The organism is Serratia sp. CY44782 (assembly GCF_052168715.1).
In the GTDB taxonomy this organism is placed as follows: Bacteria; Pseudomonadota; Gammaproteobacteria; order Enterobacterales; family Enterobacteriaceae; genus Serratia; species Serratia nevei.
The window spans coordinates 11,397-35,046 of the sequence record NZ_JBJNME010000004.1; the positions used below are offsets into that span (position 1 = coordinate 11,397).

General features: G+C 60.6%; 25 protein-coding genes. 17 read left to right on the forward strand and 8 right to left on the reverse strand.

Features of this window, described 5'->3' with window-relative positions; genetic code table 11:
• Positions 1-322 precede the first annotated feature (322 nt).
• Positions 323-1,567 (forward strand): pyridoxal-phosphate-dependent aminotransferase family protein, encoded by a 1,245-nt coding sequence (locus ACJ8HT_RS08250; RefSeq protein WP_197652336.1) that lies wholly within the window; start codon positions 323-325, stop codon positions 1,565-1,567.
• Here ACJ8HT_RS08250 and ACJ8HT_RS08255 read toward each other — a convergent pair.
• From ACJ8HT_RS08255 to ACJ8HT_RS08270, 4 genes are read right to left on the reverse strand one after another with little or no spacing between them, the layout of a single operon-like run.
• The gene (locus ACJ8HT_RS08255) at positions 1,564-1,866 is read right to left on the reverse strand and encodes a LysE family translocator (protein ID WP_197652357.1); all 303 of its coding nucleotides are present in this window, start codon (positions 1,864-1,866) and stop codon (positions 1,564-1,566) included. The two genes, ACJ8HT_RS08250 and ACJ8HT_RS08255, sit on opposite strands and share 4 nt — an antisense overlap.
• Positions 1,833-1,982: a hypothetical protein gene (locus ACJ8HT_RS08260; RefSeq protein ID WP_197652335.1), complete on the reverse strand. Its 150-nt coding sequence runs from the start codon at positions 1,980-1,982 to the stop codon at positions 1,833-1,835. Before ACJ8HT_RS08260 ends, ACJ8HT_RS08255 begins: the two co-directional genes overlap by 34 nt.
• A 37-nt stretch (positions 1,983-2,019) precedes the next feature.
• Positions 2,020-2,793 (reverse strand): amidohydrolase, encoded by a 774-nt coding sequence (locus ACJ8HT_RS08265; RefSeq protein ID WP_194571658.1) that lies wholly within the window; start codon positions 2,791-2,793, stop codon positions 2,020-2,022.
• On the reverse strand, positions 2,781-3,941 hold the full coding sequence (locus ACJ8HT_RS08270) for a pyridoxal phosphate-dependent aminotransferase (protein ID WP_197652334.1): 1,161 nt from the start codon (positions 3,939-3,941) through the stop codon (positions 2,781-2,783). Before ACJ8HT_RS08270 ends, ACJ8HT_RS08265 begins: the two co-directional genes overlap by 13 nt.
• A 164-nt stretch (positions 3,942-4,105) precedes the next feature.
• Here ACJ8HT_RS08270 and ACJ8HT_RS08275 point away from each other — a divergent pair, with 164 nt between their 5' ends.
• The 3 genes from ACJ8HT_RS08275 to ACJ8HT_RS08285 are packed head-to-tail and all read left to right on the forward strand — an operon-like array spanning position 4,106 to position 5,945.
• Positions 4,106-4,720, forward strand: a complete 615-nt coding sequence (locus ACJ8HT_RS08275) for a methylthioribulose 1-phosphate dehydratase (protein WP_197652333.1) — start codon at positions 4,106-4,108, stop codon at positions 4,718-4,720.
• Positions 4,717-5,406, forward strand: a complete 690-nt coding sequence (gene mtnC / locus ACJ8HT_RS08280; protein ID WP_197652332.1) for an acireductone synthase — start codon at positions 4,717-4,719, stop codon at positions 5,404-5,406. Before ACJ8HT_RS08275 ends, mtnC begins: the two co-directional genes overlap by 4 nt.
• The gene (locus tag ACJ8HT_RS08285; RefSeq protein ID WP_087763213.1) at positions 5,403-5,945 is read left to right on the forward strand and encodes a 1,2-dihydroxy-3-keto-5-methylthiopentene dioxygenase; all 543 of its coding nucleotides are present in this window, start codon (positions 5,403-5,405) and stop codon (positions 5,943-5,945) included. Before mtnC ends, ACJ8HT_RS08285 begins: the two co-directional genes overlap by 4 nt.
• Positions 5,946-5,962: 17 nt before the next feature.
• On the opposite strand, the gene mtnA is transcribed toward ACJ8HT_RS08285, so the two are convergent.
• On the reverse strand, positions 5,963-6,991 hold the full coding sequence (gene mtnA, locus ACJ8HT_RS08290) for an S-methyl-5-thioribose-1-phosphate isomerase (RefSeq protein ID WP_194571663.1): 1,029 nt from the start codon (positions 6,989-6,991) through the stop codon (positions 5,963-5,965).
• A 146-nt stretch (positions 6,992-7,137) separates the two neighbouring features.
• Between mtnA and mtnK the strand changes: the two genes are divergently transcribed.
• From mtnK to ACJ8HT_RS08340, 10 genes are all read left to right on the forward strand, one after another.
• Positions 7,138-8,337: an S-methyl-5-thioribose kinase gene (gene mtnK / locus ACJ8HT_RS08295; RefSeq protein WP_197652331.1), complete on the forward strand. Its 1,200-nt coding sequence runs from the start codon at positions 7,138-7,140 to the stop codon at positions 8,335-8,337.
• A gap of 510 nt (positions 8,338-8,847) precedes the next feature.
• Entirely contained in the window at positions 8,848-9,150 is a 303-nt protein-coding gene (locus ACJ8HT_RS08300; RefSeq protein WP_025160087.1) for an urease subunit gamma, read from the forward strand.
• A 55-nt stretch (positions 9,151-9,205) separates the two neighbouring features.
• Positions 9,206-9,652 carry an urease subunit beta gene (locus ACJ8HT_RS08305; protein WP_197652330.1) on the forward strand — a complete coding sequence of 149 codons (447 nt, stop codon included), beginning with the start codon at positions 9,206-9,208 and terminating at the stop codon, positions 9,650-9,652.
• Between the two features lie 3 nt (positions 9,653-9,655).
• Positions 9,656-11,371, forward strand: a complete 1,716-nt coding sequence (locus tag ACJ8HT_RS08310; protein WP_060440636.1) for an urease subunit alpha — start codon at positions 9,656-9,658, stop codon at positions 11,369-11,371.
• A 12-nt stretch (positions 11,372-11,383) separates the two neighbouring features.
• Positions 11,384-11,980 (forward strand): urease accessory protein UreE, encoded by a 597-nt coding sequence (gene ureE, locus ACJ8HT_RS08315; protein WP_197652329.1) that lies wholly within the window; start codon positions 11,384-11,386, stop codon positions 11,978-11,980.
• Complete coding sequence (locus ACJ8HT_RS08320; RefSeq protein WP_195873680.1) at positions 11,977-12,663, forward strand: urease accessory protein UreF; 687 nt, start codon at positions 11,977-11,979, stop codon at positions 12,661-12,663. The genes ureE and ACJ8HT_RS08320 overlap by 4 nt, the downstream gene beginning before the upstream one ends.
• 18 nt (positions 12,664-12,681) lie before the next feature.
• Entirely contained in the window at positions 12,682-13,317 is a 636-nt protein-coding gene (gene ureG, locus ACJ8HT_RS08325) for an urease accessory protein UreG (RefSeq protein ID WP_019454316.1), read from the forward strand.
• A complete protein-coding gene (locus ACJ8HT_RS08330) occupies positions 13,314-14,261 on the forward strand; it encodes an urease accessory protein UreD (protein WP_060440634.1) in 948 nt (315 codons plus the stop codon). The genes ureG and ACJ8HT_RS08330 overlap by 4 nt, the downstream gene beginning before the upstream one ends.
• 19 nt (positions 14,262-14,280) lie before the next feature.
• Positions 14,281-15,258: an urea transporter gene (gene yut, locus ACJ8HT_RS08335; RefSeq protein WP_197652328.1), complete on the forward strand. Its 978-nt coding sequence runs from the start codon at positions 14,281-14,283 to the stop codon at positions 15,256-15,258.
• Between the two features lie 40 nt (positions 15,259-15,298).
• Positions 15,299-16,342: a HoxN/HupN/NixA family nickel/cobalt transporter gene (locus tag ACJ8HT_RS08340; protein WP_049271941.1), complete on the forward strand. Its 1,044-nt coding sequence runs from the start codon at positions 15,299-15,301 to the stop codon at positions 16,340-16,342.
• Between the two features lie 73 nt (positions 16,343-16,415).
• Here ACJ8HT_RS08340 and ACJ8HT_RS08345 read toward each other — a convergent pair whose 3' ends face one another.
• On the reverse strand, positions 16,416-16,568 hold the full coding sequence (locus ACJ8HT_RS08345) for a Hok/Gef family protein (RefSeq protein ID WP_019454312.1): 153 nt from the start codon (positions 16,566-16,568) through the stop codon (positions 16,416-16,418).
• A 289-nt stretch (positions 16,569-16,857) separates the two neighbouring features.
• A complete protein-coding gene (gene fadE, locus ACJ8HT_RS08350; protein WP_197652327.1) occupies positions 16,858-19,314 on the reverse strand; it encodes an acyl-CoA dehydrogenase FadE in 2,457 nt (818 codons plus the stop codon).
• 246 nt (positions 19,315-19,560) lie between these two features.
• On the opposite strand from fadE, the gene lpcA reads away from it, so the two are divergent.
• Together lpcA and ACJ8HT_RS08360 are read left to right on the forward strand one after the other, a co-directional pair.
• A complete protein-coding gene (gene lpcA, locus ACJ8HT_RS08355) occupies positions 19,561-20,142 on the forward strand; it encodes a D-sedoheptulose 7-phosphate isomerase (protein WP_004930220.1) in 582 nt (193 codons plus the stop codon).
• Between the two features lie 98 nt (positions 20,143-20,240).
• Complete coding sequence (locus ACJ8HT_RS08360) at positions 20,241-21,044, forward strand: class II glutamine amidotransferase (RefSeq protein ID WP_004930222.1); 804 nt, start codon at positions 20,241-20,243, stop codon at positions 21,042-21,044.
• On the opposite strand, the gene dpaA is transcribed toward ACJ8HT_RS08360, so the two are convergent.
• Positions 20,979-21,746, reverse strand: a complete 768-nt coding sequence (gene dpaA, locus ACJ8HT_RS08365; protein ID WP_049202289.1) for a peptidoglycan meso-diaminopimelic acid protein amidase — start codon at positions 21,744-21,746, stop codon at positions 20,979-20,981. The genes ACJ8HT_RS08360 and dpaA overlap by 66 nt on opposite strands.
• A gap of 553 nt (positions 21,747-22,299) precedes the next feature.
• On the opposite strand from dpaA, the gene ACJ8HT_RS08370 reads away from it, so the two are divergent.
• On the forward strand, positions 22,300-23,649 hold the full coding sequence (locus tag ACJ8HT_RS08370; protein WP_197652326.1) for a Na(+)-translocating NADH-quinone reductase subunit A: 1,350 nt from the start codon (positions 22,300-22,302) through the stop codon (positions 23,647-23,649).
• Position 23,650 lies beyond the last annotated feature (1 nt).

Sequence of the window (23,650 nt, forward strand, 5' to 3'; positions counted from 1 at the left end):
CGAATAATCGCTAGCGTGCCAGCGTTCGACTGCTATGCCGCCAAAGGCGGCAACGCATTCATCACGTCGCCGAACTGTTGCAGGCGCTGCACGAATTGGAGCTGCGTTAAACGCGGCAGATCATTTCCTTTCCTTCACCCACCTTCCGTTGTTTAAGGCGGATCGGTCATCTCATTGTATTATTTTGGTTTCATTAAATCTTCGTAAGAACCTTTTGTTTCAACAGAGTCCTTATCGAGAGTAGGCTGTTGGGCAGCAAACAAACGTCGTTTCGACGCTGAAGGCATAACTCAATAACTTACTAAGCTGACAGGGAATGAACATGTTGGATATCTCGCAATTCGATCAGATTAACCCGCCGGCGCGTTTGCTGATGGGGCCGGGGCCGATCAATGCCGATCCGCGCGTGCTGCGAGCCATGTCGAGCCAACTGATCGGTCAGTATGATCCGGCGATGACCGGTTACATGAATCAGGTCATGGCGCTGTATCGCGCGCTGTTCCGCACCGAGAATCGCTGGACGATGCTGGTGGACGGCACCTCACGCGCCGGTATCGAGGCGCTGCTGATTTCCGCCATTCGTCCGGGCGATAAGGTGCTGGTGCCGGTATTCGGCCGCTTTGGGCATCTGCTGTGCGAGATCGCCCGCCGCTGCCGCGCCGAAGTGCACACGATCGAGATGCCGTGGGGCGAGGTGTTCAGCGCCGATCTCATCGAGGACGCGATTAAGCGAGCGCGCCCGCGCCTGCTGCTGACGGTACAAGGCGACACCTCCACCACCATGCTGCAGCCGCTGCATGAACTGGGCGATATCTGCCGTCGCCACGGCGTGTTGTTTTACACCGATGCGACCGCCTCCTTCGGCGGTAACCCGTTGGAAACCGATGCCTGGGGGCTGGATGCGGTCTCCGCCGGGCTGCAGAAGTGCTTGGGCGGCCCCCCCGGCAGTTCGCCGGTCACTCTTGGTCCGCAGTTTGAAGAAATCGTGCGCCGCCGTAAATGCGTGGAGCAGGGGATCCGTATCGCCGAGCATGTCGACGGCGACGACGAGATGATCTACTCCAACTATTTCGATATCGGCATGATCATGGATTATTGGGGCCCGGAGCGTCTGAATCACCATACCGAAGCCACCAGCATGCTGTTCGCGGCGCGAGAATGCGCGCGGGTGATCCTAGAAGAAGGGCTGGATCACACCATCGCCCGCCACCGGCTGCACGGCGCGGCGATGCTGGCGGGCATTCGGGGTATGGGGCTGGCGGTGTTCGGCGATCCCGAGCACCGCATGAACAACGTGCTCGGCGTGGTGATCCCGCCGCAGGTGCATGGCGAACAGGTGCGGCAGATGATGCTGAACGACTTCGCCATTGAAATCGGCACTTCGTTTGGCCCGCTACAGGGCAAGATCTGGCGCATCGGCACCATGGGCTACAACGCGCGCAAGGATTGTGTGCTGCAAACCCTGGCGGCGCTGGAGGCCGTGCTGAACCGGCTCGGTTTCGCCGGCAAGCAGGGCGAAGCGTTGCAGGCCGCCTGGAACGTCTATGATGCAGAACAGCATCCCTAAGACGACGCGTTGCGGCGATAGAGGCTCAGGGCGACGGCCAATCCGGCCAGCAGCCCTTTGGGATTGGAAAGTGCGACCAACAGCGAGCGCATAAACGCAGTGCGGCCGTTACGGGCGCCGGGCATGGTGTCCTGCACCGCCTGCGAGGCACGCCACAGTTGGTAGGCGAGATAGAATAAATAAGCGGCGCCGGCCCATTTGACCTGCGTGAAAAGTTGTTCGGAAGCTTGCAATATCGCCCCCAGGCCGCAGCCGACGGCGCCAATCAACAGCAGGTCGGACAGCGCCGCGCCTGCAATACCGCAGGCGGCGCTTTGGTGGCGTCGTGATTGAGCGCCAACAGCATGGTTGGGCCCGGTATGATGGTGACCGCCGCGACGGCCACGGTATAGAGCAAGAGCGTCGTCATATCCATATCACTTCTCCTTGTGTTATCGGCTTGGGGCCGGGAATCAGTCTAAACGCAGAAAGCTGTCGGCATCGCGCCAGGCCGGGAAGGCGCTGCGGTAACTCTGCAGGGTTTCCAGCGACAGCTCGGCGTCCAGCCGCGTGGCCGCGCCGGGCTCCGCATCCGCCAGGATCTCGCCCTGAGGGCTGATGATTAAACTATCCCCGCTGTAGCTCAGGCCGTTGGGATCGTCGCCCACCCGGTTGCAGCCCGCCACGTACACCTGGTTTTCAATCGCCCGCGCCGCCAGCAACGTTTGCCAATGGCTGCTGCGCGGCGCCGGCCAGTTGGCGACGTACAGCGCCAGATCGTAATCCTGCTGATAGCGCGCCCAGACCGGGAAACGCAGGTCGTAGCAGATCTGCGGCAGGATGCGCCAGCCGCGCCACTCGAAGATTTCACGTCGGTTGCCGGCCTGGTAGTGCAGATGTTCGCCGGCCATGCGGAACAGGTGGCGTTTGTCATAGGCGTGCACCTGGCCGCCCGGCTCGACCAGCAGGAAGCGGTTGACCGCACCTTCGTCAGTTTTCAGCGCCACGCTGCCGCCGATTAACGCGTGGCTTTTCACCGCCCAACCGTGCAGCCAGTCGATCACCTGCTGTTCGGGCAGGGCGCTCTCGCCGGCATCCATGGCGAAACCGGTGGTGAACATCTCCGGCAAGACGATGAGATCTCGGCCGACGATCGGCGCCAGCAACGCATCGAAAGCCGCCAGGTTGGCGGGGCCGTCGCGCCAGACCAGCGGTTGCTGCAACAGGGTAATTTTTAAAGTCGACATAACCGCTCCGCAGCTGCATCCAGCGTGGCGTCCTGTTTAGCGAAGCACAGCCGGATCAATTTATGGGGGAAAGGATCGGCACAGAAGACCGACAGCGGAATGGCCGCCACGCCCACGTGCTCGGTTAACCAATGGCAGAATGCCACATCGTCCAGATCGGAGATGGCGCTGTAGTCCGCCAGCAAGAAGTATGTACCCGTGCAGGGTAAAATTTCCAGTCGGCTGCTCGTCAGCGCCTGCACAAAGCGGTCGCGTTTGGCGCGATAGAACGCCGGCAGCTGTCGCCAGTGCTCCGGCTCGGTGCGCAGGCTATCCGCCAGCGCCAGCTGGGCCGGGGTATTGACCGAAAAGGTCAGGTATTGATGCACTTTGCGCACCTCGGCGCTCAGCGCGGCGGGTGCCACGCAATAGCCCACTTTCCAGCCGGTCATGTGGAAGGTTTTGCCGAAAGAGGACACCGCGATCGCGCGTTGGCGCAGCTGCGGGTGTGCCAGCACGCTGGCGTGCCCGCCTTTGGCAAAGCAGATGTGCTCGTAAACCTCGTCGCTGAGCACGTAGATTTCGCGTTCGGCGATAGCATGCCACAACTGCTGCATGTCTTCCGCCTGCCAGGTGGTGGCGGACGGGTTGTGCGGCGTGTTGACGATCACCAGGCGGGTGCGCGGCGACAGCGCGGCGGCGAACTTTGGCCAATCCACGGCAAACGCGGGCGGCTGCAGGGCGATGCGTTTGAGTACGCCGCCGGCCAACGTGACCGCCGGCGCATAGCTGTCGTAGCTGGGATCGAAACAGACCACCTCATCGCCGGGGCGCACCAGCGCGCTGATGGCGGCGAACAGCGCTTCGGTGGCGCCGGCGGTGACGGTTACTTCGGCGGTGGCGTCCGGCTGCCAGCCATACAGCTCGGCGGTTTTGTCGGCGATGGCTTCGCGCAACGGCGCCACGCCGGTCATCGGCGCATATTGGTTGGCGCCCTGGGCGACGTGCCAGGCCAGACGCTCTTTCAGGTAGTCCGGGCCGTCGAAATCGGGGAAACCCTGCGACAGGTTGATCGCCTGGTGCTGCTGCGACAGTGCGCTCATCTGAGTAAAGATGGTAGTGCCCAATGAGGGCAGTTTACTTTCGGGAATCAATGCGGAAGTGCTCATAGCAGGTGAATACTCCAGGCGCTTATATTGCCGTCAATATAACACGATGCTAGTATTTGGCAATCAAGACGCTTAGATGGCTAAATGCGAAAAGGTGCTTAGCCCGCCATGCGGCAGGCTAAGTTTCATCTGCCGCCCGCCTTACCGAATGGGAAACGATAATAATGACGGAGAATCAGCAACTTACCGAATTGCTGGCGGCCTGCCACTGGATTGGCGATAAAGGCTGGTGCCCGGCGACCGGCGGCAACATGTCGCTGCGCCTGGATGAACGTCAGTGCCTGGTTACCGAGTCCGGCAAAGACAAGGGCAGCCTGAGCGCCGCCGATTTTCTGCTGGTAGATATCGCCGACAATCATGTGCCGAGCGGCCGCACGCCGTCGGCGGAGACCGGATTGCACACGCTGCTCTACCGCCTGTCTGCGCATACCGGCGCGGTGCTGCATACCCATTCCGTCAACGCTACCGTCCTGTCGCGGGTGGAGCGCGGCGATGCGCTGGTACTACAGGGGTACGAAATGCAGAAGTCGCTGGCCGGCCAGCGCAGCCACCTGGACAGCGTGGCGATCCCCATTTTTGATAACGATCAGGACATCCCCCGGTTGGCGGCGCGCGTGGCGGCCTATGCCGAGGCCACGCCGCTGCAATACGGCTTTCTGGTACGCGGCCACGGCCTGTATTGCTGGGGGAGCCAGGTGGCGGAAGCCCGCCGCCATCTCGAAGGGCTGGAATTCCTGTTCCAGTGTGAACTGCAACGCCGCTTACTGGAGGCGAAATGATCCGCGCTATCGTGACCGACATTGAGGGCACCACCAGCGATATTCGCTTTGTGCATCAGGTACTGTTTCCTTACGCTCGCGAACGGCTGGCGGATTTTGTGCGCCGCCATGCCGCTGAGAGCGAAGTCGCCGCGCCGCTGGCGGCGCTGCGCGCTGAAATTGACCAGCCGCAGGCAGATCTCGACGCGCTGATCGCCGCCCTGTACCGCTTTATGGATGAAGATCGCAAATCCACCGCGCTCAAGGCGTTGCAGGGCATCATCTGGCGCAGCGGTTACCGCGAAGGGGATTTCCGCGGGCATCTTTACCCGGAAGTCGCGGGGCAGTTGGCCGCCTGGCAGCGGCAGGGAGTGAAGCTCTACGTCTATTCCTCCGGTTCGGTGGAGGCGCAGAAGCTGCTGTTCGGCCACAGCGACGCGGGCGATCTGCAGCCGCTGTTCAGCGGCTATTTCGATACGCACGTCGGCGCCAAGCGTGAAACCGCGTCGTACCGCAACATCGCGCAGGCTATCGGCATCGCGCCCAACGAGCTGCTGTTTTTGTCCGATATCCGTCAGGAGCTGGATGCGGCGCAGGCCGCCGGCTGGCATACCTGCCAGCTGATCCGCGATGACGCGGACAACCAGAGCCGGCATCCGCAGGTTAACCGTTTTGATCGTATCGATTTAGGGGAGTTCGTCTCATGAGTGGATTGACCATTTTCAGCGATAAAGCGCCGCAGCAGCCGCTGTGGCAGAGCCGCGATGCGCAGGAGATCCAGCGCCAGCTGGCGCAAATCGGCGTGCGCTTTGAGCGCTGGCAGGCGGATCGCGAGCTGGGCGACAACCCGCAGCCGGAGGCGGTGATCGCCGCCTACCAGCATGAGATAGACCGGCTGGTGGCGGAAAAGGGTTACCAGAGCTGGGACGTGATCAGCATGCGGCCGGACCATGAGCAGCGCCAGGCGCTGCGTGAAAAATTTCTGTCCGAACATACGCACGGCGAAGATGAAGTACGCTTTTTCGTCGAAGGCGCAGGGCTGTTTTGCCTGCATCTGGACGGCAAGATCTTCCAGATCCTGTGCGAAAAGAACGATCTGATCTCGGTGCCGGCCAACACCCGGCACTGGTTCGATATGGGATCGGCCCCGCATTTCACCGCGATCCGGGTGTTCGACAATCCGGAAGGCTGGGTGGCGCATTTCACCGGTGACAAGATCGCCGATGACTATCCACGTCTGGACTGAGCGTCAATCCGCGGGCGTTACCCCAGCGCCCGCCGGAAAATCCCCGCTTCAACCTGCTGCGGCGTAATCACGCCGCTGTCGAATACCCAGCCGCTGATGAGCTTGGCCGGCGTAACGTCGAACGCCGGATTGTAGACCGGTGCCTCGTTCGGCGCCCACTGGCAGGTGCCAAAACTGCCTGAAACGCCGGTGACTTCGGCCGCCGCGCGCTGCTCGATCGGAATGGCTGCGCCGTCCGGGCAGTGTGGATCATGAGTGGTGTGCGGGGCGGCCACGTAGAACGGGATGCCGTGATAGTGCGCCAGCACCGCCAGGCTGTAGGTGCCGATTTTGTTGGCGACGTCGCCGTTGGCGGCGATGCGATCCGCGCCGACCCACACCGCATCGACCTGGCCCTGTGCCATCAGGCTGGCGGCCATCGAATCGCAGATCAGGCGATAGGGAATGCCCAGCTCGCCCAGCTCCCAGGCGGTCAGGCGGCCGCCCTGCAGCAGCGGCCGGGTTTCATCGACCCACACCTGTTGCACCTTGCCTTGCCGGTGAGCGTGCAGCAGCACGCCGATGGCGGTGCCGACGCCGGCGGTGGCCAACCCGCCGGTATTGCAGTGGGTTAGCAGGCGGCTGCCGGGCTTGACCAGCCCAGCGCCGTGATCGGCAATGCGATCGCACAATTGGCGATCTTCTTCCACCAACCGCAGCGCTTCGTTCACCATCGCCGGCACCCAATCAGGCTCCGCCAGCGCCAGCTTCATGCGATCCAGATTATTCATCAGGTTGACCGCCGTCGGGCGGGCGGCGCGCAGCGTGTGCAGCGCCTGCTCCAGCTCGGCGCGCGGCAGACCGCGTTCCGCGAGCAGCGCCAACAGCAGGCTGGCAGACAGCCCGATCAGCGGCGCGCCGCGCACCCGCAGGCTGTGAATGTGCCCGACCAATTCCTCCACGCTGTCGCAGGCGCGCCACCGCTTTTCCTGCGGCAGGGCTTGCTGATCGAGGATCCAAAGGCGGTTGTCCTGCAGGGTCAAACTGGTGGTGTTAAGCGCTTGCATCGGCGGTTAATTCCTTGTTGCGTGGTTATTGCATCTGAAACGCTATTCTGCCAACATGACTTCCAGATGTATAGACGTCCAAATGCTTTTACGTCTAAATAAACAGAATCGCTGGGATCGGTGAGAGAGAACAGAGGGGTTGGGGAATGTCGCTTTATCGTACGTTTACGGCTACCGACGCCGTTGAATACGCCCGCCAATACGGTCGGGTGTCTGAACCGCAGGCACTGGTCAGCGCCGACGAGATCGGTGACGGCAACCTGAATCTGGTGTTCAAGATCTGCGATCGCGAAGGGGTGAGCCGGGTGATCGTCAAACAGGCGCTGCCTTACGTACGTTGCGTGGGCGAATCCTGGCCGTTGACGCTGGATCGGGCGCGCATCGAAGCGGAAACGCTGCTGGTCCACGGCGGCTTCTGCCCGCGGCATACGGTAAAAGTCTTGCATCACGATCCCGAATTGGCGGTGATGGTGCAGGAAGACCTTTCCGACCATCGCATCTGGCGCAGCGAGCTGGTGCAGGGCAACTATCACCCGCTGGCGGCCGGGCAGCTGGCGGAATACCTGGCGCAGACGCTGTTCCACACCTCCGATTTTTATCAGTCGGCGCAGCAGAAGAAGGCGGAAGTCAGCCGTTTCACCAATCCCGAGCTGTGCCAGATCACCGAAGATCTGTTCTTTACCGATCCTTATATCGACCATGAGCGCAATCGCTTCGAGGCGGCGCTGTTGCCGCAGGTGCAGGCGCTGCGTGAGGATACGCCGCTGAAGTTGGCCGTCGCCGGCCTGAAACATCGCTTTCTCAGCAAGGCGGAGGCGCTGCTGCACGGGGATATTCACAGCGGTTCGATCTTCGTGGCGGAAGGACGGTTGAAAGCGATTGACGCCGAATTCGGTTTCTACGGCCCGATCGGTTTCGATATCGGCACCGCATTGGGCAATCTGCTGCTCAACTATTGCGGGCTGCCGGGGCTGTTCGGGCCGCGCGACGCCGCCGCCGGGCGCGAGCAGCGCTTGCAGGATGTGCGCGAGCTGTGGCTGATCTTTGCCGATCGCTTCCTGGCGCTGTGCCATCAGCAAAGCCGGGATGCGGCGCTGGCAACGCCGGGTTACGCCGAGCAGTTCCTGCAACAGGTCTGGGCCGATGCGGTCGGGTACTGCGGTACCGAATTGATTCGGCGCACCATCGGCCTGGCGCACGTCGCCGATCTGGACAGCATCGCCGACGCCGACATGCGCCTCGACTGCCAGCGTCATGCGCTGGGACTGGGGCGCACGCTGATCGTCAATGCGCCGCAGATCGAGCATATTGACGCGCTGTTGGCGCGCATTCGTCAGCAAGGCTGAATAACTCGGCAATGAGGCAAACCCGGCTGCGGCCGGGTTTTTTATTTTTAAGAACTTATTGGTATCAGCAATAGAATAGATAAATTGTTTTTAACTAAAAATGTATTTTTGTTCGTGTCTTATTTGTAAATTTAATTATATTTTCTGACCGTTGGTTACATGTCTTTAATATTGGTGGTTTGGTGCCTGAGGAGGGTATTTTTCTGGGTTTTATTGAGGTGGTGAAAACAAAGCAGAGTGGGCTGTGCTTTTTTTGATCGTTTTATTGTGGAAACAGAAAGAGAAAAAAAGAAATTTTATCGATAAAAACTATCATGTCACCGTTACTTTTTTATGGCGTGGGATAACTCATGCTCTAACGTGAATAAAGTTGTGGGTTGATCATCTCAATATTACCTCCTAGATTGTTCGAGGGTCAGATAAACGCAAATAAATAACGCAAGGTTATTAACTATTAATCACCTTTGGCCTCGTTTTGTCTGATTATTCCTATCGAGATCGGAGTGCCCCATGCAATTAACGCCAAGAGAAATTGAAAAGTTGATGGTCTATACCCTGGCCGACGTCGCATTAAAGCGAAAGTCCAGAGGGATAAAGCTGAATTACCCCGAGGCGGTGGCGATTATTACCACCGCAGCGCTGGAAGGCGCCCGCGAGGGAAAAACGCTGGAAGAAGTCATGAACGACACGCGGCAGGTATTGAGCCGCGATGACGTGATGGACGGCGTGGCGGATCTGATCCCGCACGTGCAGGTCGAAGCGATATTCAGCGACGGCAGCCGCCTGGTGACGGTGCACGATCCGATTCAGTAAGTGCGGTGTGCGTTCCTGATTGCCACGGATAAACCTTATCAGCACAGGTATTTCGATGAAAAAGCATGACCCAGAAAAGCACGTGCCGCCCGGCGGCTATATCCTGTCCGAAAACCCCATTACCTTTAATGAAGATCGCGAAAGCCTTATTTTAACGGTGCGTAACACCGGCGACAGGCCTATTCAGGTCGGTTCGCATTTTCATTTCTTTGAGGCCAACAAAGCCTTGCAATTCGATCGCGCTGCCGCCTTTGGCAAGCGTTTGAATATCATTGCCACGACGGCGATCCGTTTTGAACCCGGTGACGAGATTGAGGTGGCGCTTATTGCCATCGGCGGCAAACAAACGGTCTACGGTTTTAATAATCTGGTGGACGGTTGGGCGGGGGACAGCCCGGTAGCGGCCGGTGAAAGAGTAAAGAAAACGATAGATGTAAAGCGAGCTATTGAGCTGGGTTATAAAAACCTCGATCAGGCGCCGACGAAAACGAGCGAGGAATAACGCATGCCAACTCTCTCCAGGCAAGAATATGCCGGGCTGTTCGGCCCAACCACCGGCGATAAAATTCGTTTGGGCGATACGCAACTGTTTATTGAAATAGAGAAAGACCTGCGCGGCTACGGCGAGGAATCGGTCTACGGCGGCGGCAAGTCGCTGCGTGACGGCATGGGCGCCGACAACCGATTAACCAGCGATAACGTGCTGGATCTGGTGATTACCAACGTAACGATTTTGGACGCCCGGCAAGGGGTGATCAAGGCGGACGTCGGCATCAAAAACGGCCTGATCGCCGGCATCGGCAAAAGCGGCAACCCGGCGATGATGAACGGCGTCACGCCCGGCATGGTGGTGGGCGTCAGCACCGACGCCATCTCGGGCGAGCACCTGATCCTGACCGCCGCCGGCATCGATACGCATATCCACTTCATTTCGCCGCAGCAGGCGGCGCATGCGCTCTCCAACGGCGTGACGACGTTCTTCGGCGGCGGCGTCGGGCCGACCGACGGCTCCAACGGCACCACCGTGACCGCCGGGCCCTGGCATATCCACCGCATGCTGCGCGCCTTCGAGACGATGCCGGTCAACGTGGGGATGCTCGGCAAGGGGCACGCTTCGCACGCTGCGCCGCTGGTCGAACAAATCGCCGCCGGCGTGGCGGGGCTGAAAGTGCATGAGGACTGGGGCGCCACCAATTCCGCGCTGCGCCACGCGTTGCGCGTGGCCGACGACATGGATATTCAGGTGGCGGTGCACACCGACAGCCTGAATGAAGGCGGTTACGTCGAGGACACCATCGACGCCTTTGAAGGGCGCACCATCCACACCTTCCACACCGAAGGCGCCGGCGGCGGGCACTCGCCGGATATCATCAAGGTTGCCGCGCAGATGAACGTGTTGCCGAGCTCCACCAACCCCACGCTGCCGTTCGGCATCAACAGCCAGGCCGAATTGTTCGACATGATCATGGTGTGCCACAACCTCAATCCCAATGTGCCGGCCGACGTGGCGTTCTCCGAAAGCCGGGTGCGGCCGGAAACCATCGCGGCGGAAAACGTGCTGCACGACATGGGCGTGCTGTCGATGTTTTCCAGCGATTCCCAGGCGATGGGGCGGGTCGGCGAAAACTGGCTGCGGGTAATGCAGACGGCACATGCGATGAAAGTCGCGCGCGGCAAGCTGCCGGAAGACGCGGCGGAGCACGACAACTTCCGCGTGTTGCGCTACGTGGCGAAGATCACCATCAATCCGGCGATTGCGCAGGGCATCAGCCACGTGCTGGGTTCGGTCGAGGTCGGCAAGATGGCCGATCTGGTGCTGTGGGAGCCGCGCTTCTTCGGCGCCAAGCCGAAGCTGGTGATCAAGGGCGGGATGATCAACTGGGCGGTGATGGGCGATCCCAACGCGTCGTTGCCGACGCCGCAGCCCACGTTCTACCGCCCGATGTTCGGCGCCATGGGCAAATCGCTGCAGGAAACCTGCGTCACCTTCGTCTCCGGCGCCGCGTTGCACGACGGCATCAAAGAGAAACTGGGGCTGGAGCGACAGGTGATGGCGGTGCATAACTGCCGGGCGATCTCCAAGCAGGACATGGTGCGCAATGCGGAAACGCCGAACATCGAGGTGGATCCCGAAACCTTCGCGGTCAAGGTCAACGGCGAACACGCCACGGTGAAGCCCATCTCCACCGCCGTGCTTAATCAACGCTATTTCTTCAGCTAGGAACCGCCGCTCATGATCGTGATTGAAAAGATACTCGGCAATATTAAACGGGATGCCGACTGGCGCGAACGCTTGCAACACGCCTCGCTGGACGTGCTGCCGCTTTCGCAGTGGGAGGCGCAGAAAAGTCGCTGCCGCAAGACGACTCGCGACGGCCAGGATCTTGGCATCTCCCTCGATCGTCATCAGGTGCTGGCCGACGGCGACGTGTTGCTTTGGGACGAAGCGAACCGCAGCGCGGTGGTGGTGCAGATGAACCTGCGCGACGTGATGGTCATCCATCTTGAGTCGTTGCTGGCGACCGATATGGCGACGGTGCTGAAGACCGCGTTCGAACTGGGGCATGCGCTGGGCAATCAGCACTGGAAATCGGTCATCAAAGGGAATCGCATCTTTATTCCGCTGACGGTGGCGACCAAGGTGATGGATTCGGTGATGAAAACTCACGGTTTCCACGCGTTGCCTTATTCGTTCGTAAAGGGCGAAACCATTTTGCCGCATTTGACCCAGCCCGAAGCGCGCTTGCTGTTCGGCGGCGCGGAGGATTCCGCCACCCATGTGCATGTCGACAGCCCCTTCCTCGGCCAGCATGTGATCAAACTGAAATGAACGCCGTCCAGTTGATTCGCATTCTGCAGTTTGCCGACTCGGTGCTGCCGGTGGGGGCGTTCGCCTTTTCCAACGGCGTCGAGTCGGCGATCCAGGCCGGCATCGTGCGCGATGCCGACACGCTGCAGTCGTTCACCCGCACCGCCTTGCAACAGGCGGCGGGCGGCGACGGCCGAGCGGTGACGGCGGCCTGCCGGGCGCTGCAGGCGGGCGATCGCGAGGCGGCGATGGGGCACGACTGGGCGCTGTTCAACCGCAAGCTGAACGAAGAGGGCCGCAACATGGTGGTGCGGATGGGAAAAAAGCTGGCGGAAATGGCGGCGGCCATCTGCGACGAACCTCAGGTGGTCTGGTGGCTTGAGCAGATCAAAACCGGCCGCGCCGCCGGCACCTATCCGGTGACGCAGGCGGTGGTGATGACGGCGCTGGGCGCCGGCCCGCGCGAGGTGGCGGTGATGCATCAGTACGGCGTGGCGATGACCATTCTCAGCGCCGCCATGCGCCTGATGCGCGTCACCCATATCGACACCCAACGCATCCTGTTTCAACTCAACCGGGACATCGACGTTTGTTGCGACGAAGCCGAACGCGGCGGCGTTGAACAAATGGCCTCTTACGCGCCGGTGACCGATGTCCTGGCCGCACTGCACGTCGGCGCGTTTACCCGACTGTTCAGCAACTGATAATAAGGAACGATCAGAGTGAAAAAAATTACCCGCATCGGTATCGGCGGCCCGGTAGGCTCGGGCAAGACCGCGATCATTGAAGTTATCACGCCGCGCTTGATCGAGCGGGGCATCAGCCCGCTGATCATCACCAACGACATCGTCACCACCGAAGACGCCAAACAGGTCAAGCGCACGCTCAAGGGGATCCTGGACGAGGAGAAAATTTTGGGCGTGGAAACCGGCGCTTGCCCGCATACCGCCGTGCGGGAGGATCCGAGCATGAATATCGCGGCGGTAGAGGAGATGGAGGCCCGCTTCCCGGAAAGCGACGTGGTGATGATCGAGAGCGGCGGCGATAACCTGACGCTGACCTTCAGCCCGGCACTGGCGGACTTTTACATCTATGTCATCGACGTCGCCGAAGGGGAAAAGATCCCGCGTAAAAACGGGCCGGGCCTGGTGCAGGCCGACATCCTGGTGATCAACAAAATCGATCTGGCCCCCTATGTCGGCGCCAGCCTGGCGGTGATGGAACACGACACCCGCGTGGTGCGCGGCGAGCGGCCTTATATTCTCACCAACTGCAAAACCGGCGAAGGCATCGACGAGCTGGTGGACATGATCATGCGTGATTTCCTGTTCACCCATGCGCCGTCGGCGGCGGTATGACTGCGGTCAGCGAAGCCGCGAGGCGCGTCGCGCAGCTTGGCGCCGACGCGCCGGAGCTGGCCGATTATCAGGATGAGCCGCCGCAAATGGCCAGCGGCGGCGTGGGCAAAACCGGCTATCTGCGGCTGGGGTTTGCGCTAAGCGGGCATCGCAGCGTGCTGCGGCAGATGGAGCGGCGCGTACCGTTTCTGGTGCAGCGGGCGCTGTATTGGGATGAAGCGCTGCCGCAGATGCCGTGCGTGTTCGTCATCTCCACCTCGGGATGCATCTTGCAGGGCGATCGCCTGACGCTCGAGGTGCAGGTCGCCCCCCAGGCCTGCGGGCATGTCACCACCCAGTCGGCGACCAAGATCCACGCCATGGAAAATAATTACGCGGCGCAGATGCAGACGCTGACGCTCGAAGAGGGCAGCTATCTGGAGATGATGCCCGATCCGGTGATCCCCCACTGCGGCTCGCGCTTCATTACCGATACCCGCATTACGCTGCACCCGACGGCGACGCTGCTCTACGGCGAGATCCTGATGTCGGGGCGCAAACACCATCAGGCGGATCGCGGGTTCAGATTCGACGTGTACTCCTCGCGCATCAGCGCCTGCCGCCCCGAGGGCAAGACGCTGTTTGTCGAACGCTATGTGCTGGAGCCGCATAAACACCCGCTGAACGGGGTCGGCGTGATGGGGCCGTTTGACGTGTTCGGCAATGTGATCCTGCTGACGCCGCCCGAGCACCATCAGCGGATCCTCGATCGCATCGCACCCCAGTATGACGAGGTTGAGGGGATCGCCAGCGGCGTCAGCCGGTTGCCCAACGAGTGTGGGCTGATCTTTAAGGCCCTGGGCAAAGAGGCGCGCCAGGTGAAGGCGGCCATTCGCGTTTTCTGGCGCGTCGCCCGGGAAGAGATCCTGGGCGTGACGCTGCCGGAGCCCTTTATCTGGCGCTAATCTGCAGCGGGAAGCGGTCATGACGACAAGGTGGAGTTGGGGCGGGCTGTGTGCCCACAGCCGGATAGCGGCGGCGGCGGATGCGGTGCTGCGCGGCTGTTCGCAGGTGATGTTTCAAAATAACCCGTTGACCGGATTACTGTTTTTTATCGCCATTTTTGTGGGCGCCTATGAGGAAGGGTTGCCGCAGGTGGCCTTCGGCTGTCTGCTGGGCACCGCGTCGGCGACGCTGAGCGCGGCGTGGCTGGTGGACGATCGCACGGCGTTGCGCTCTGGGCTGTATGGCTACAACGGCTGCCTGGTCGGTGCCGCGCTGCCGACCTTTTTACTGCCCTCGGCCTGGCTGTGGATCGGCGTGATGTTCAGCAGCACGATCTCGGTGATCGTCACCGTTGGCCTCAATCGGCTGTTGCGCACCTGGAAGATCGCGGCGCTGACGGCGCCTTTCGTGCTGACCACCTGGACGGTGCTGTTGGCCAGCTACCCGTTCAGCCATCTGCGGCATGTACGGTTGCCGGCGGCGGCCATCCCGGCCGACGGGGCGGTGTTCTACGCGCATCCCGGCGTCGCAGAGATGCTGAGCGGCGCGCTGCACGGCGTTTCTCAGGTCTTTTTGTGCAGCAGCGTGAGCGGTGGCGTACTGCTGTTGCTCGGGCTGGCGGTGTCGTCGCCGCGCGCGATGCTGCTGGGTTTTTTCGGCGCGTTGCTGGCGGTGGCCACATCGCTGGCGATCGGCGCCGATCCGCAGGCGGTTTTCGCCGGGCTGTACGCCTTCAGCGCAGTGCTGACGGCGGTGGCGCTGGGATCCGTCTTCAACCCGCCCGGCCAGCGAGTGCTGATCTATACGCTGCTCGGCGTGATTTTTACGGTGCTGGTGCAGGGCGCGTTCAATACCCTGCTGGCCCCGCTGGGCATGCCGTCGTTGACCATGCCGTTCGTGATCGCGTCCTGGCTGTTTTTGAGCGCCAATCCGGCGGTGATCGCGGCGCGGCGCTAATCCATTGATTTGAACATAACGATAAAACAGGAGTGTGGGTATGGCGGTAGTTTCCGAAGGATTGCATGGCGCGGCCCGGCGACGGGCGGTATCCCTGTTGCTGGGGCTGGTGGCGGTCAACGTCATCGTCTGGCTGCTGGCGCTGGCGGTGTTCAAAGACAATGCCGCGCTGATGGGCACCGCCTTGCTGGCCTACAGTTTTGGTCTGCGCCATGCGGTGGATGCCGATCACATTGCCGCGATCGACAACGTGACCCGCAAGCTGATGCAGCAGGGCAAAACGCCGGTGGCGGTCGGTACCTTCTTCTCGCTCGGCCACTCGACCATCGTGGTGCTGGCCTCGGCCGCGATTGCCGCGACGGCGATGATGTTCAGCCGTCAGATGGGCTGGTTTCACGAAACCGGCGGCCTGATCGGCACGCTGGTGTCCTCGTTGTTCTTGCTGACGGTCGCCTTTATCAATCTGCTGGTGCTGATCTCCGTGTGGCGAGCGTTCCGGCAGGTGAAGGCGGGCGAGCTGCCAGCGCATCAATCGCTGGATCTGCTGATGAGCGGCGGCGGTGTGCTGGCGCGCTGTTTCCGCCCGCTGTTCAGGCTGGTGAACCAGAGCTGGCACATGTACCTGGTGGGTTTCTTGTTTGGCCTGGGCTTCGACACCGCCACCGAGGTCGGGCTGCTGGGGATTTCGGCCGCCGGTGCGGGCCACGGCATGAATCTGTGGAGCATCATGCTGTTTCCGGCGCTGTTCGCCGCCGGGATGGCGCTGATCGACTCCATCGACAACTTCGTGATGATTGGCGCTTACGGTTGGGCGTTCTCCAAACCGATCCGCAAGCTGTACTACAACATGACCATCACGGCGGCGTCGGTGATCATCGCGGTGTTTATCGGCGGCATCGAAGCGCTCGGGCTTATCGCCGACAAGCTGGCGCTGTCCGGCCCGCTGTGGGACGCCGTCGCACGGCTCAACGATCATCTGGGGGAGATGGGCTATTGGGTGATCGCCGTGTTCATCTTCTGCTGGTTGGTGTCGGTGGTGAATTACCGCCTGCGCGGCTACGACAAACTGACGGTCAGCGGTTGAAAAGACGGGTGCTCGTGGATCCTGCCTGACACCATCGGCCAACGGGCGGGGCGAACCCCGCCGTTGGGTTGCCTTACCGTTCGGATTCGTAAGCCAAAGTGGCCGCAACCTCCGAGTCTCCCAGCCTGATGCGCAGTTCGCACAGCGAACCGCGGGTTAGCCAGATGAACGCGATCGGCGTCATACAGACGATCACCAGCTTAAGTACGACCCGTTTTTGCTGCATTTTTGACCTCCCTATCCTTGCCTTGCGGCGGGTAAGAGGCTAAGCTGATGTTGCTAGGCATCAGAGTGGCCTCGGGTTGATAATATCGACTCGGGGCCTTTCTCTTTCTCTCCTTTGCCAAGGCTACGGACAGAAAGATCCAGAGCACCCGCCGCGCAGTCTACTCGAACTTCCTTCCCGTGAAATCCGCCGTTGCGCCAACCTGCGGCGCGGTGCGCAGTTCGTGATGCAAGAAAAGAAAAAGGGGCGATGATGATCGCCCCTTGGATGCGTGAAGTTCGAATTGGCGTTAAGCCGCTTCGGTCTGCTGTTGGCGCTTAGACTGCGCCGCCGGCTTTTCCGGCTTGGCGGCCGCCAGCGCATCCGGCGCAAAGTCGTCCACGTTGATGGAGCGCAGACGGCTCTCTTCGGCTTTCACCAGGATCTTCGCTTCGTCGGCGTTGATCTTGCCTTCTTCCAGCGCGCGTTCCGCCAAACGATCCAGACGGGTGAACGGCAGGTTTTTGCCGGCTGCCTTGCACAGACGTTCGTGAATCGGCTCGGCGGCCATCACGTCGGCCAGCGCCGCTTCCAGCAGGCCGATTGGGTTATGTTCGCTCGGCGTCAGGTACTGGCCGCGCCCCAGACGGCTGCGGGTGGCGGAAGGCACCTGCAGGATCTTGGCCAGCTGGTGATCCAGACGATCGGACGGTGCGGTATGCACACGGCCGAGCGGGAAGACCACGAAGCGCATCGCGCCGGCGATAAAGCGGTTCGGGAAGTTACGCAGCAGGTCATCCAGCGCCTGTTCGGCTTTATGCAGGCTGTCTTGCACGCCCCAATGCACCAGCGGCAGATCTTCTTTCTGACGGCCTTCGTCGTCAAAGCGTTTCAGCACGGCGGAAGCCAAATACATCTGGCTGAGGATGTCCCCCAGGCGAGCGGAGATGCGCTCGCGGCGCTTCAGGCTACCGCCCAGCACGCCCATGGAAACGTCCGACAGCAACGCCAGGTTGGCGCTCAGGCGGTTCAACTGCTGATAGTAACGGCGGGTCGCATCCTTGGTCGGCGTGGCGCTGGTGCGGCCGTTGGTCAGGCCCAGCCAGAAGCTGCGTACCTTGTTGCTGCCGACGTGGCCCAGATGGCCGAACAGCGATTTATCGAAGGCGTTCAGATCGTTGCTCTGCGCCGCCGCCATTTCATCCAGCACATAAGGATGGCAGCGGATCGCGCCTTGACCGAAGATCATCATGGTGCGGGTCAAGATGTTCGCGCCTTCCACCGTGATGGCGATCGGTGCGCCCTGATAGGCGCGTGCCAGGAAGTTGGATTCGCCGAGCATGATGCCTTTACCGCCGGCGATGTCCATGGCGTCAACGATCGACTGCTGGCCGCGGTGCGTACAGTGGTATTTGACGATGGCCGACAGCACGGCCGGCTTCTCGCCCTGCACCAGCGCATAGGTGATCAGCGAAGCGGCGGCGTCCATCACATAGGTGTTGCCGGCGATGCGCGCCAACGGCTCTTCGATCCCTTCCATCTTGCCGATGGAGATTTTGAACTGACGGCGAATGTGCGCGTAGGCACCGGTCGCCAGGGCGATGGATTTCAGGCTGCCGGTAGAGTTGGACGGCAGGGTGATGCCGCGACCGACCGACAGACACTCAACCAGCATACGCCAGCCCTGGCCGGCCATTTTCGGGCCGCCGATGATGTAATCGATCGGGACGAACACGTCGGTGCCGCGGGTCGGGCCGTTTTGGAACGGCACGTTCAGCGGGAAGTGGCGGTTGCCGATTTCCACGCCCGGCGTGCTGGTCGGGATCAGCGCACAGGTGATGCCCGGGGATTCGTTGTCGCTCAGCAGGCGGTTCGGGTCATGCAGTTTGAACGCCAGGCCCAGTACGGTGGCGACCGGCGCCAGCGTGATGTAGCGCTTGTTCCAGGTCAGGCGCATGCCCAGCACCTGCTTGCCCTGCCAGTCGCCCATGCACACGGTGCCGACGTCCGGAATGGCACCGGCATCGGAGCCCGCTTCCGGGCTGGTCAGGGCGAAGCAAGGGATCTCGTCGCCGCGCGCCAGGCCCGGCAGATAGTGGTTTTTCTGTTCTTCGGTACCGTAGTGTTGCAGCAGTTCGCCCGGGCCGAGGGAGTTCGGCACGCCGACGGTGATCGCCAGGATGCCGGAAACGCCGGCCAGTTTTTGCAGCACCATCGCTTGAGCATAAGGAGAGAACTCCAGACCGCCGTACTCTTTCTTGATGATCATCGCGAAGAAACGGTGTTCTTTCAGGTACGCCCAGAGTTCAGGCGGCAGATCGGCCAGTTCATGGGTGATCTGGAAGTCGTTGGCCATGCGGCAGGCTTCTTCCACCGGGCCGTCGATAAACGCCTGCTCTTCTTCCGTAAGGCGCGGTTTCGGGTAGCTGTGCAGCTTGTTCCAGTCCGGCGCGCCGCGGAACAGATCGCCTTCCCACCAGGTGGTGCCGGCGTCGATCGCCTCCTTCTCGGTGGTGGACATCGGCGGCATCACCTTGCGGAAGGCGCGCAACGCCGGTGCGGAGAGCAGGGAACGGCGCAGGGAGGAAAGGTTCAGCGGCAGCAGCACGATTGCCAGCGGCAGCAACAGCCAGAAGCTCCACAGGCCGATCGCGCCCATGGCGGCGGTGTACGCCACCAGGATCAGGCTGCTGAGGGTAAGGTTCACTCGGTGGTAGAACACCACGCCGAGGAGAGCCAGTAAAACGACAATACTAAGAACCATCATAAGAAGCTCCGAAGTAGTAAGAGGTCTGACCTGTTGTGTGTATGTAATAGGTTTTAGTACAAGGCAGAATTTTTATCAATGCGTTTACAGTTTAATTACAACTCAGGTCACAAACTGACAGCACCAATCATCAAAAACCTCTCCGCTTCCTTAACCGGCGCGCTGTTTGGCTGAGAATGCTTCTCGCTGTTTCCGCGATCCGGTACACTGCGGAGCGGAAGATTTGACGATAACAAGAGGTTCCTCATGTACCACGACCTTATTCGCAGTGAACTGAACGAAGCGGCTGATACCCTGGCGAAATTTATCAATGACGACGCCAACATCGACGCCATCCAACGTGCGGCGGTGCTGCTGGCGGATTCTTTCAAAGCCGGCGGTAAAGTGATTTCCTGCGGCAACGGCGGTTCCCATTGCGACGCGATGCACTTCGCCGAAGAGCTGACCGGCCGCTACCGTGAAAATCGCCCGGGCTACCCGGCGATTGCCATCTCGGACGTGAGCCACCTGTCCTGCGTCAGCAACGACTTCGGCTATGAGTACGTCTTCTCTCGCTATGTGGAAGCGGTAGGCCGCGAAGGCGATGTGCTGCTGGGCATTTCCACCTCCGGCAACTCCGGCAACATCATCAAGGCCATCGACGCGGCGCGCGCCAAGGGGATGAAAGTGATCACCCTGACCGGCAAGGACGGCGGCAAGATGGCGGGTTCCGCCGATGTGGAAATTCGCGTGCCGCACTTCGGTTACGCCGACCGCATTCAGGAAATCCACATCAAAGCGATTCACATCTTGATTCAGCTGATCGAAAAAGAGATGGTTAAGGCTTGATAGCCTGCGGGGAGCTGCGGCTCCCCCAAGAATAAGACCGCGGACGCCGCATGGTGCGCCCGCACAGCCTGTGTCAGTGTGGTTAAGGAGTGCTGGCGATGTGTGAACTGCTCGGGATGAGCGCAAACGTACCGACCGATATCTGCTTCAGCTTTACCGGCCTGGTACAGCGCGGCGGCCGCACCGGGCCGCATAAGGATGGCTGGGGCATTACCTTCTATGAAGGGAATGGCTGCCGCACATTCAAGGATCCGCAGCCGAGCTTCAACTCGCCGATCGCCCGCCTGGTGCAGGACTACCCGATCAAGTCCTGTGCGGTGGTGTCCCATATTCGCCAGGCCAACCGCGGCGAAGTGGCGCTGGAAAACACCCACCCGTTCACCCGCGAACTGTGGGGCCGCAACTGGACCTACGCGCACAACGGCCAATTGAAAGGCTACCGTCAGCTGGATACCGGCACGTTTCGCCCGGTCGGCCAGACCGACAGCGAATACGCGTTCTGCTGGTTGCTGCATCAGCTGGCGCTGAAATACCCGCGCACCCCGAGCCAGTGGCCGGCGGTTTTCCGCTACATCGGCCTGTTGGCGAGCCAGCTGCGCAAGAAAGGGGTATTCAACATGCTGTTGTCGGACGGGCGCTTCGTGATGGCCTATTGCTCCACCAACCTGTATTGGATCACGCGCCGCGCGCCGTTCGGCAAGGCGACGTTGCTCGATCAGGATGTGGAAATCGATTTTCAGCAGCAGACCACACCGAACGATGTGGTCACGGTGATCGCCACCCAACCGCTGACCGCCAACGAAACCTGGCACAAGATTGAGCCAGGCGAGTTCGCGTTATTTCACTTCGGTGAGCGGCTTGTTCTGAGCGAAGGGGTTGGTGTTGGGCGTCGGGCTGGCTGACGCGTACTGCGTCATCTGGCCGCTGCTCATCAACGGTTGACCCAGCACATACTGGCCGTTGTCCACGGTCATCATCGGCGGCTGGTGGTTCTTCGCGAAGTAATCGTAGCCCGGCTTCAGCTGGCGCCAGAAGGCGATATAGCTGGATGACGCATGGCGCTTGAGGTTTTGCTCGGTCATGCGGAACGGGTAGATGCTGATGTCGACGCGGCTTTGGCCATAGGCGAAGGCGGCTTCGACATAGCGATAGATCTCATCCATATAGGTGTTGGTCATCGCGTAACAGCCGATCGATTTACATTCACCGTGGATCATCAGATAAGCGCCGGAATAGCCCTGCGATTTATCGTAATCATTAGGGAAACCGATATTGATCGCCCGATAATACTTGCTGTCGGGTTTCAGATGGCGCGCGTCAACGCTATAAAAGCCTTCCGGACTTTTAAAGTCGCCTTCACGACGTTTAGGACCCAGCCCGCCGGAGAAATTACAGATCGGGAACGTGTTGACCAGGCGGAATTCATTGCCCATTCTGGCATACAATTCCAGCTTGCGTTCCTCTTTGAAGATCTGAATATAGACCGGCGAACCCAATAATTGCTGTTTAACTACCGGCGTTTCCGGTACCTGCTCGCTGGCGCTGCAGGCCGTGATCATCGGCATAGAAACAAGCATCGCAAACAACAGCGCGATTTTGCTCATTATTATTCCTGCTTATATTTATCTGCCGGCGCAATGACGTTGGTCGGCATGCCACTGATTATTGTTTTTACTGCTGCAAAACACCGCCAGATTACCAGCGCGTTTATTTTTAGCAATACGTGATATGTATAAAAAAACGACAAAGCTCGATAAAAGTGAAATGACCGGCAGATTTTAACGATAAGTAGTGAAAAACACGCGAAATTTAATTGCGTTTGCTTGACCCAAGTCACGACGGAACGCAGAACAATGTTGCGAACAATGTTAATATTCCCTCTTCAATTTAACGCGCTGTGGCGATTGAAGCGGCAGGGGTTATGGCATATAACCCGGCCGTTTTGATGGTTATTTGGCTACAGGCCGTTAACACATCGACTGTCGAGCAAACAACGGAAAGGGGGAATCAAGGGAATGCGCGTTACCCCAATTTTTCACTGCGAGAAAGTTCATGTTGGGCGTGCCGCCATGCGCACTGTCCGGCAATCCTGGCATCGTCAGCACCCGCCTCTGGGGCCGGGCAGACGTGTAAACCAAACTACATCGTATAAATCCTATGATTAAGATCAGAAAAGGGTTAGATCTGCCGATAGCCGGGGCTCCGGTTCAGGCGATCCAAGACGGCCCGAACATTCAGCATGTCGCCCTGCTTGGGGAAGAGTATGTCGGAATGCGTCCCTCCATGCTGGTGCAGGAAGGCGATACCGTTAAGAAAGGCCAGGCGTTGTTCGAAGATAAGAAAAACCCCGGGGTTTTCTTCACGGCTCCCGCCAGCGGCCGCATCGCCGCGATTAACCGCGGCGAACGGCGCGTATTGCAATCGGTGGTGATTGCGCTGGAAAACGGCGGCGACGATCAGCTCGAGTTTGCGCATTACCCGCTGGGGGAGTTGGCCCAGCTGCCGCGCGAACAGGTCGAGAGTGAACTGATCGCCAGCGGCCTGTGGACCGCGCTGCGCACCCGTCCGTTCAGCAAAACGCCGAGCCCCGGCAGCGAAGCGCGCGCCATTTTCGTCACCGCGATGGATACCCAGCCGTTGGCCGCCGATCCGCAGGTGATCATCGCCGAACAGCAGGCGGCGTTCAACGCCGGGCTGCTGGTGTTGGCGCGGCTGACGACGGGCAAGGTACACGTATGCCACGCCGCCGGTGCCTCCGTTGGCCAGCAGAGCAGCTCGCAGATCGCCTACAGCGAATTTGCCGGCCCGCACCCCGCCGGGCTGGTGGGTACGCATATTCACTTCCTGGAACCGGTCAGCCTGAAGAAAACCGTTTGGCACATCGGCTACCAGGACGTCATCGCCATCGGCACGCTGTTCACCACCGGTAAGCTCGATACCCGCCGGGTCGTGGCGCTGGCCGGGCCGCAGGTGGCGCAGCCGGCGCTGCTGCGCACCCGCCTGGGGGCCAGCCTCGAGGAGCTGACCGCCGGCCGCCTGAAAGACGGCGAGAACCGGGTGATCTCCGGTTCGGTGCTGAACGGCATGCACGCCGCCGGCCCGAACGCCTGGCTCGGCCGTTTCCACTCGCAGGTGTCGGTGCTGGAAGAAGGGCGCGACAAAGAGCTGTTCGGTTGGATCGTGCCTTCGCCGAACAAGTTCTCGATTACCCGCACCACGCTGGGCCACTTCCTGAAGAACAAACTGTTCGCCTTCTCGACCACCACCCACGGCGGTGAGCGCGCCATGGTGCCGATCGGCAACTACGAGCGGGTGATGCCGCTGGATATTTTGCCGACGCTGCTGCTGCGCGATCTGCTGGCGGGCGACAGCGACAGCGCGCAGGCGCTGGGCTGTCTGGAGCTGGACGAGGAAGATCTGGCGCTGTGCACCTTCGTTTGCCCCGGCAAGTATGAGTACGCGCCGGTGCTGCGTGAGGTGCTGACCAAGATTGAGCAGGAAGGATAAC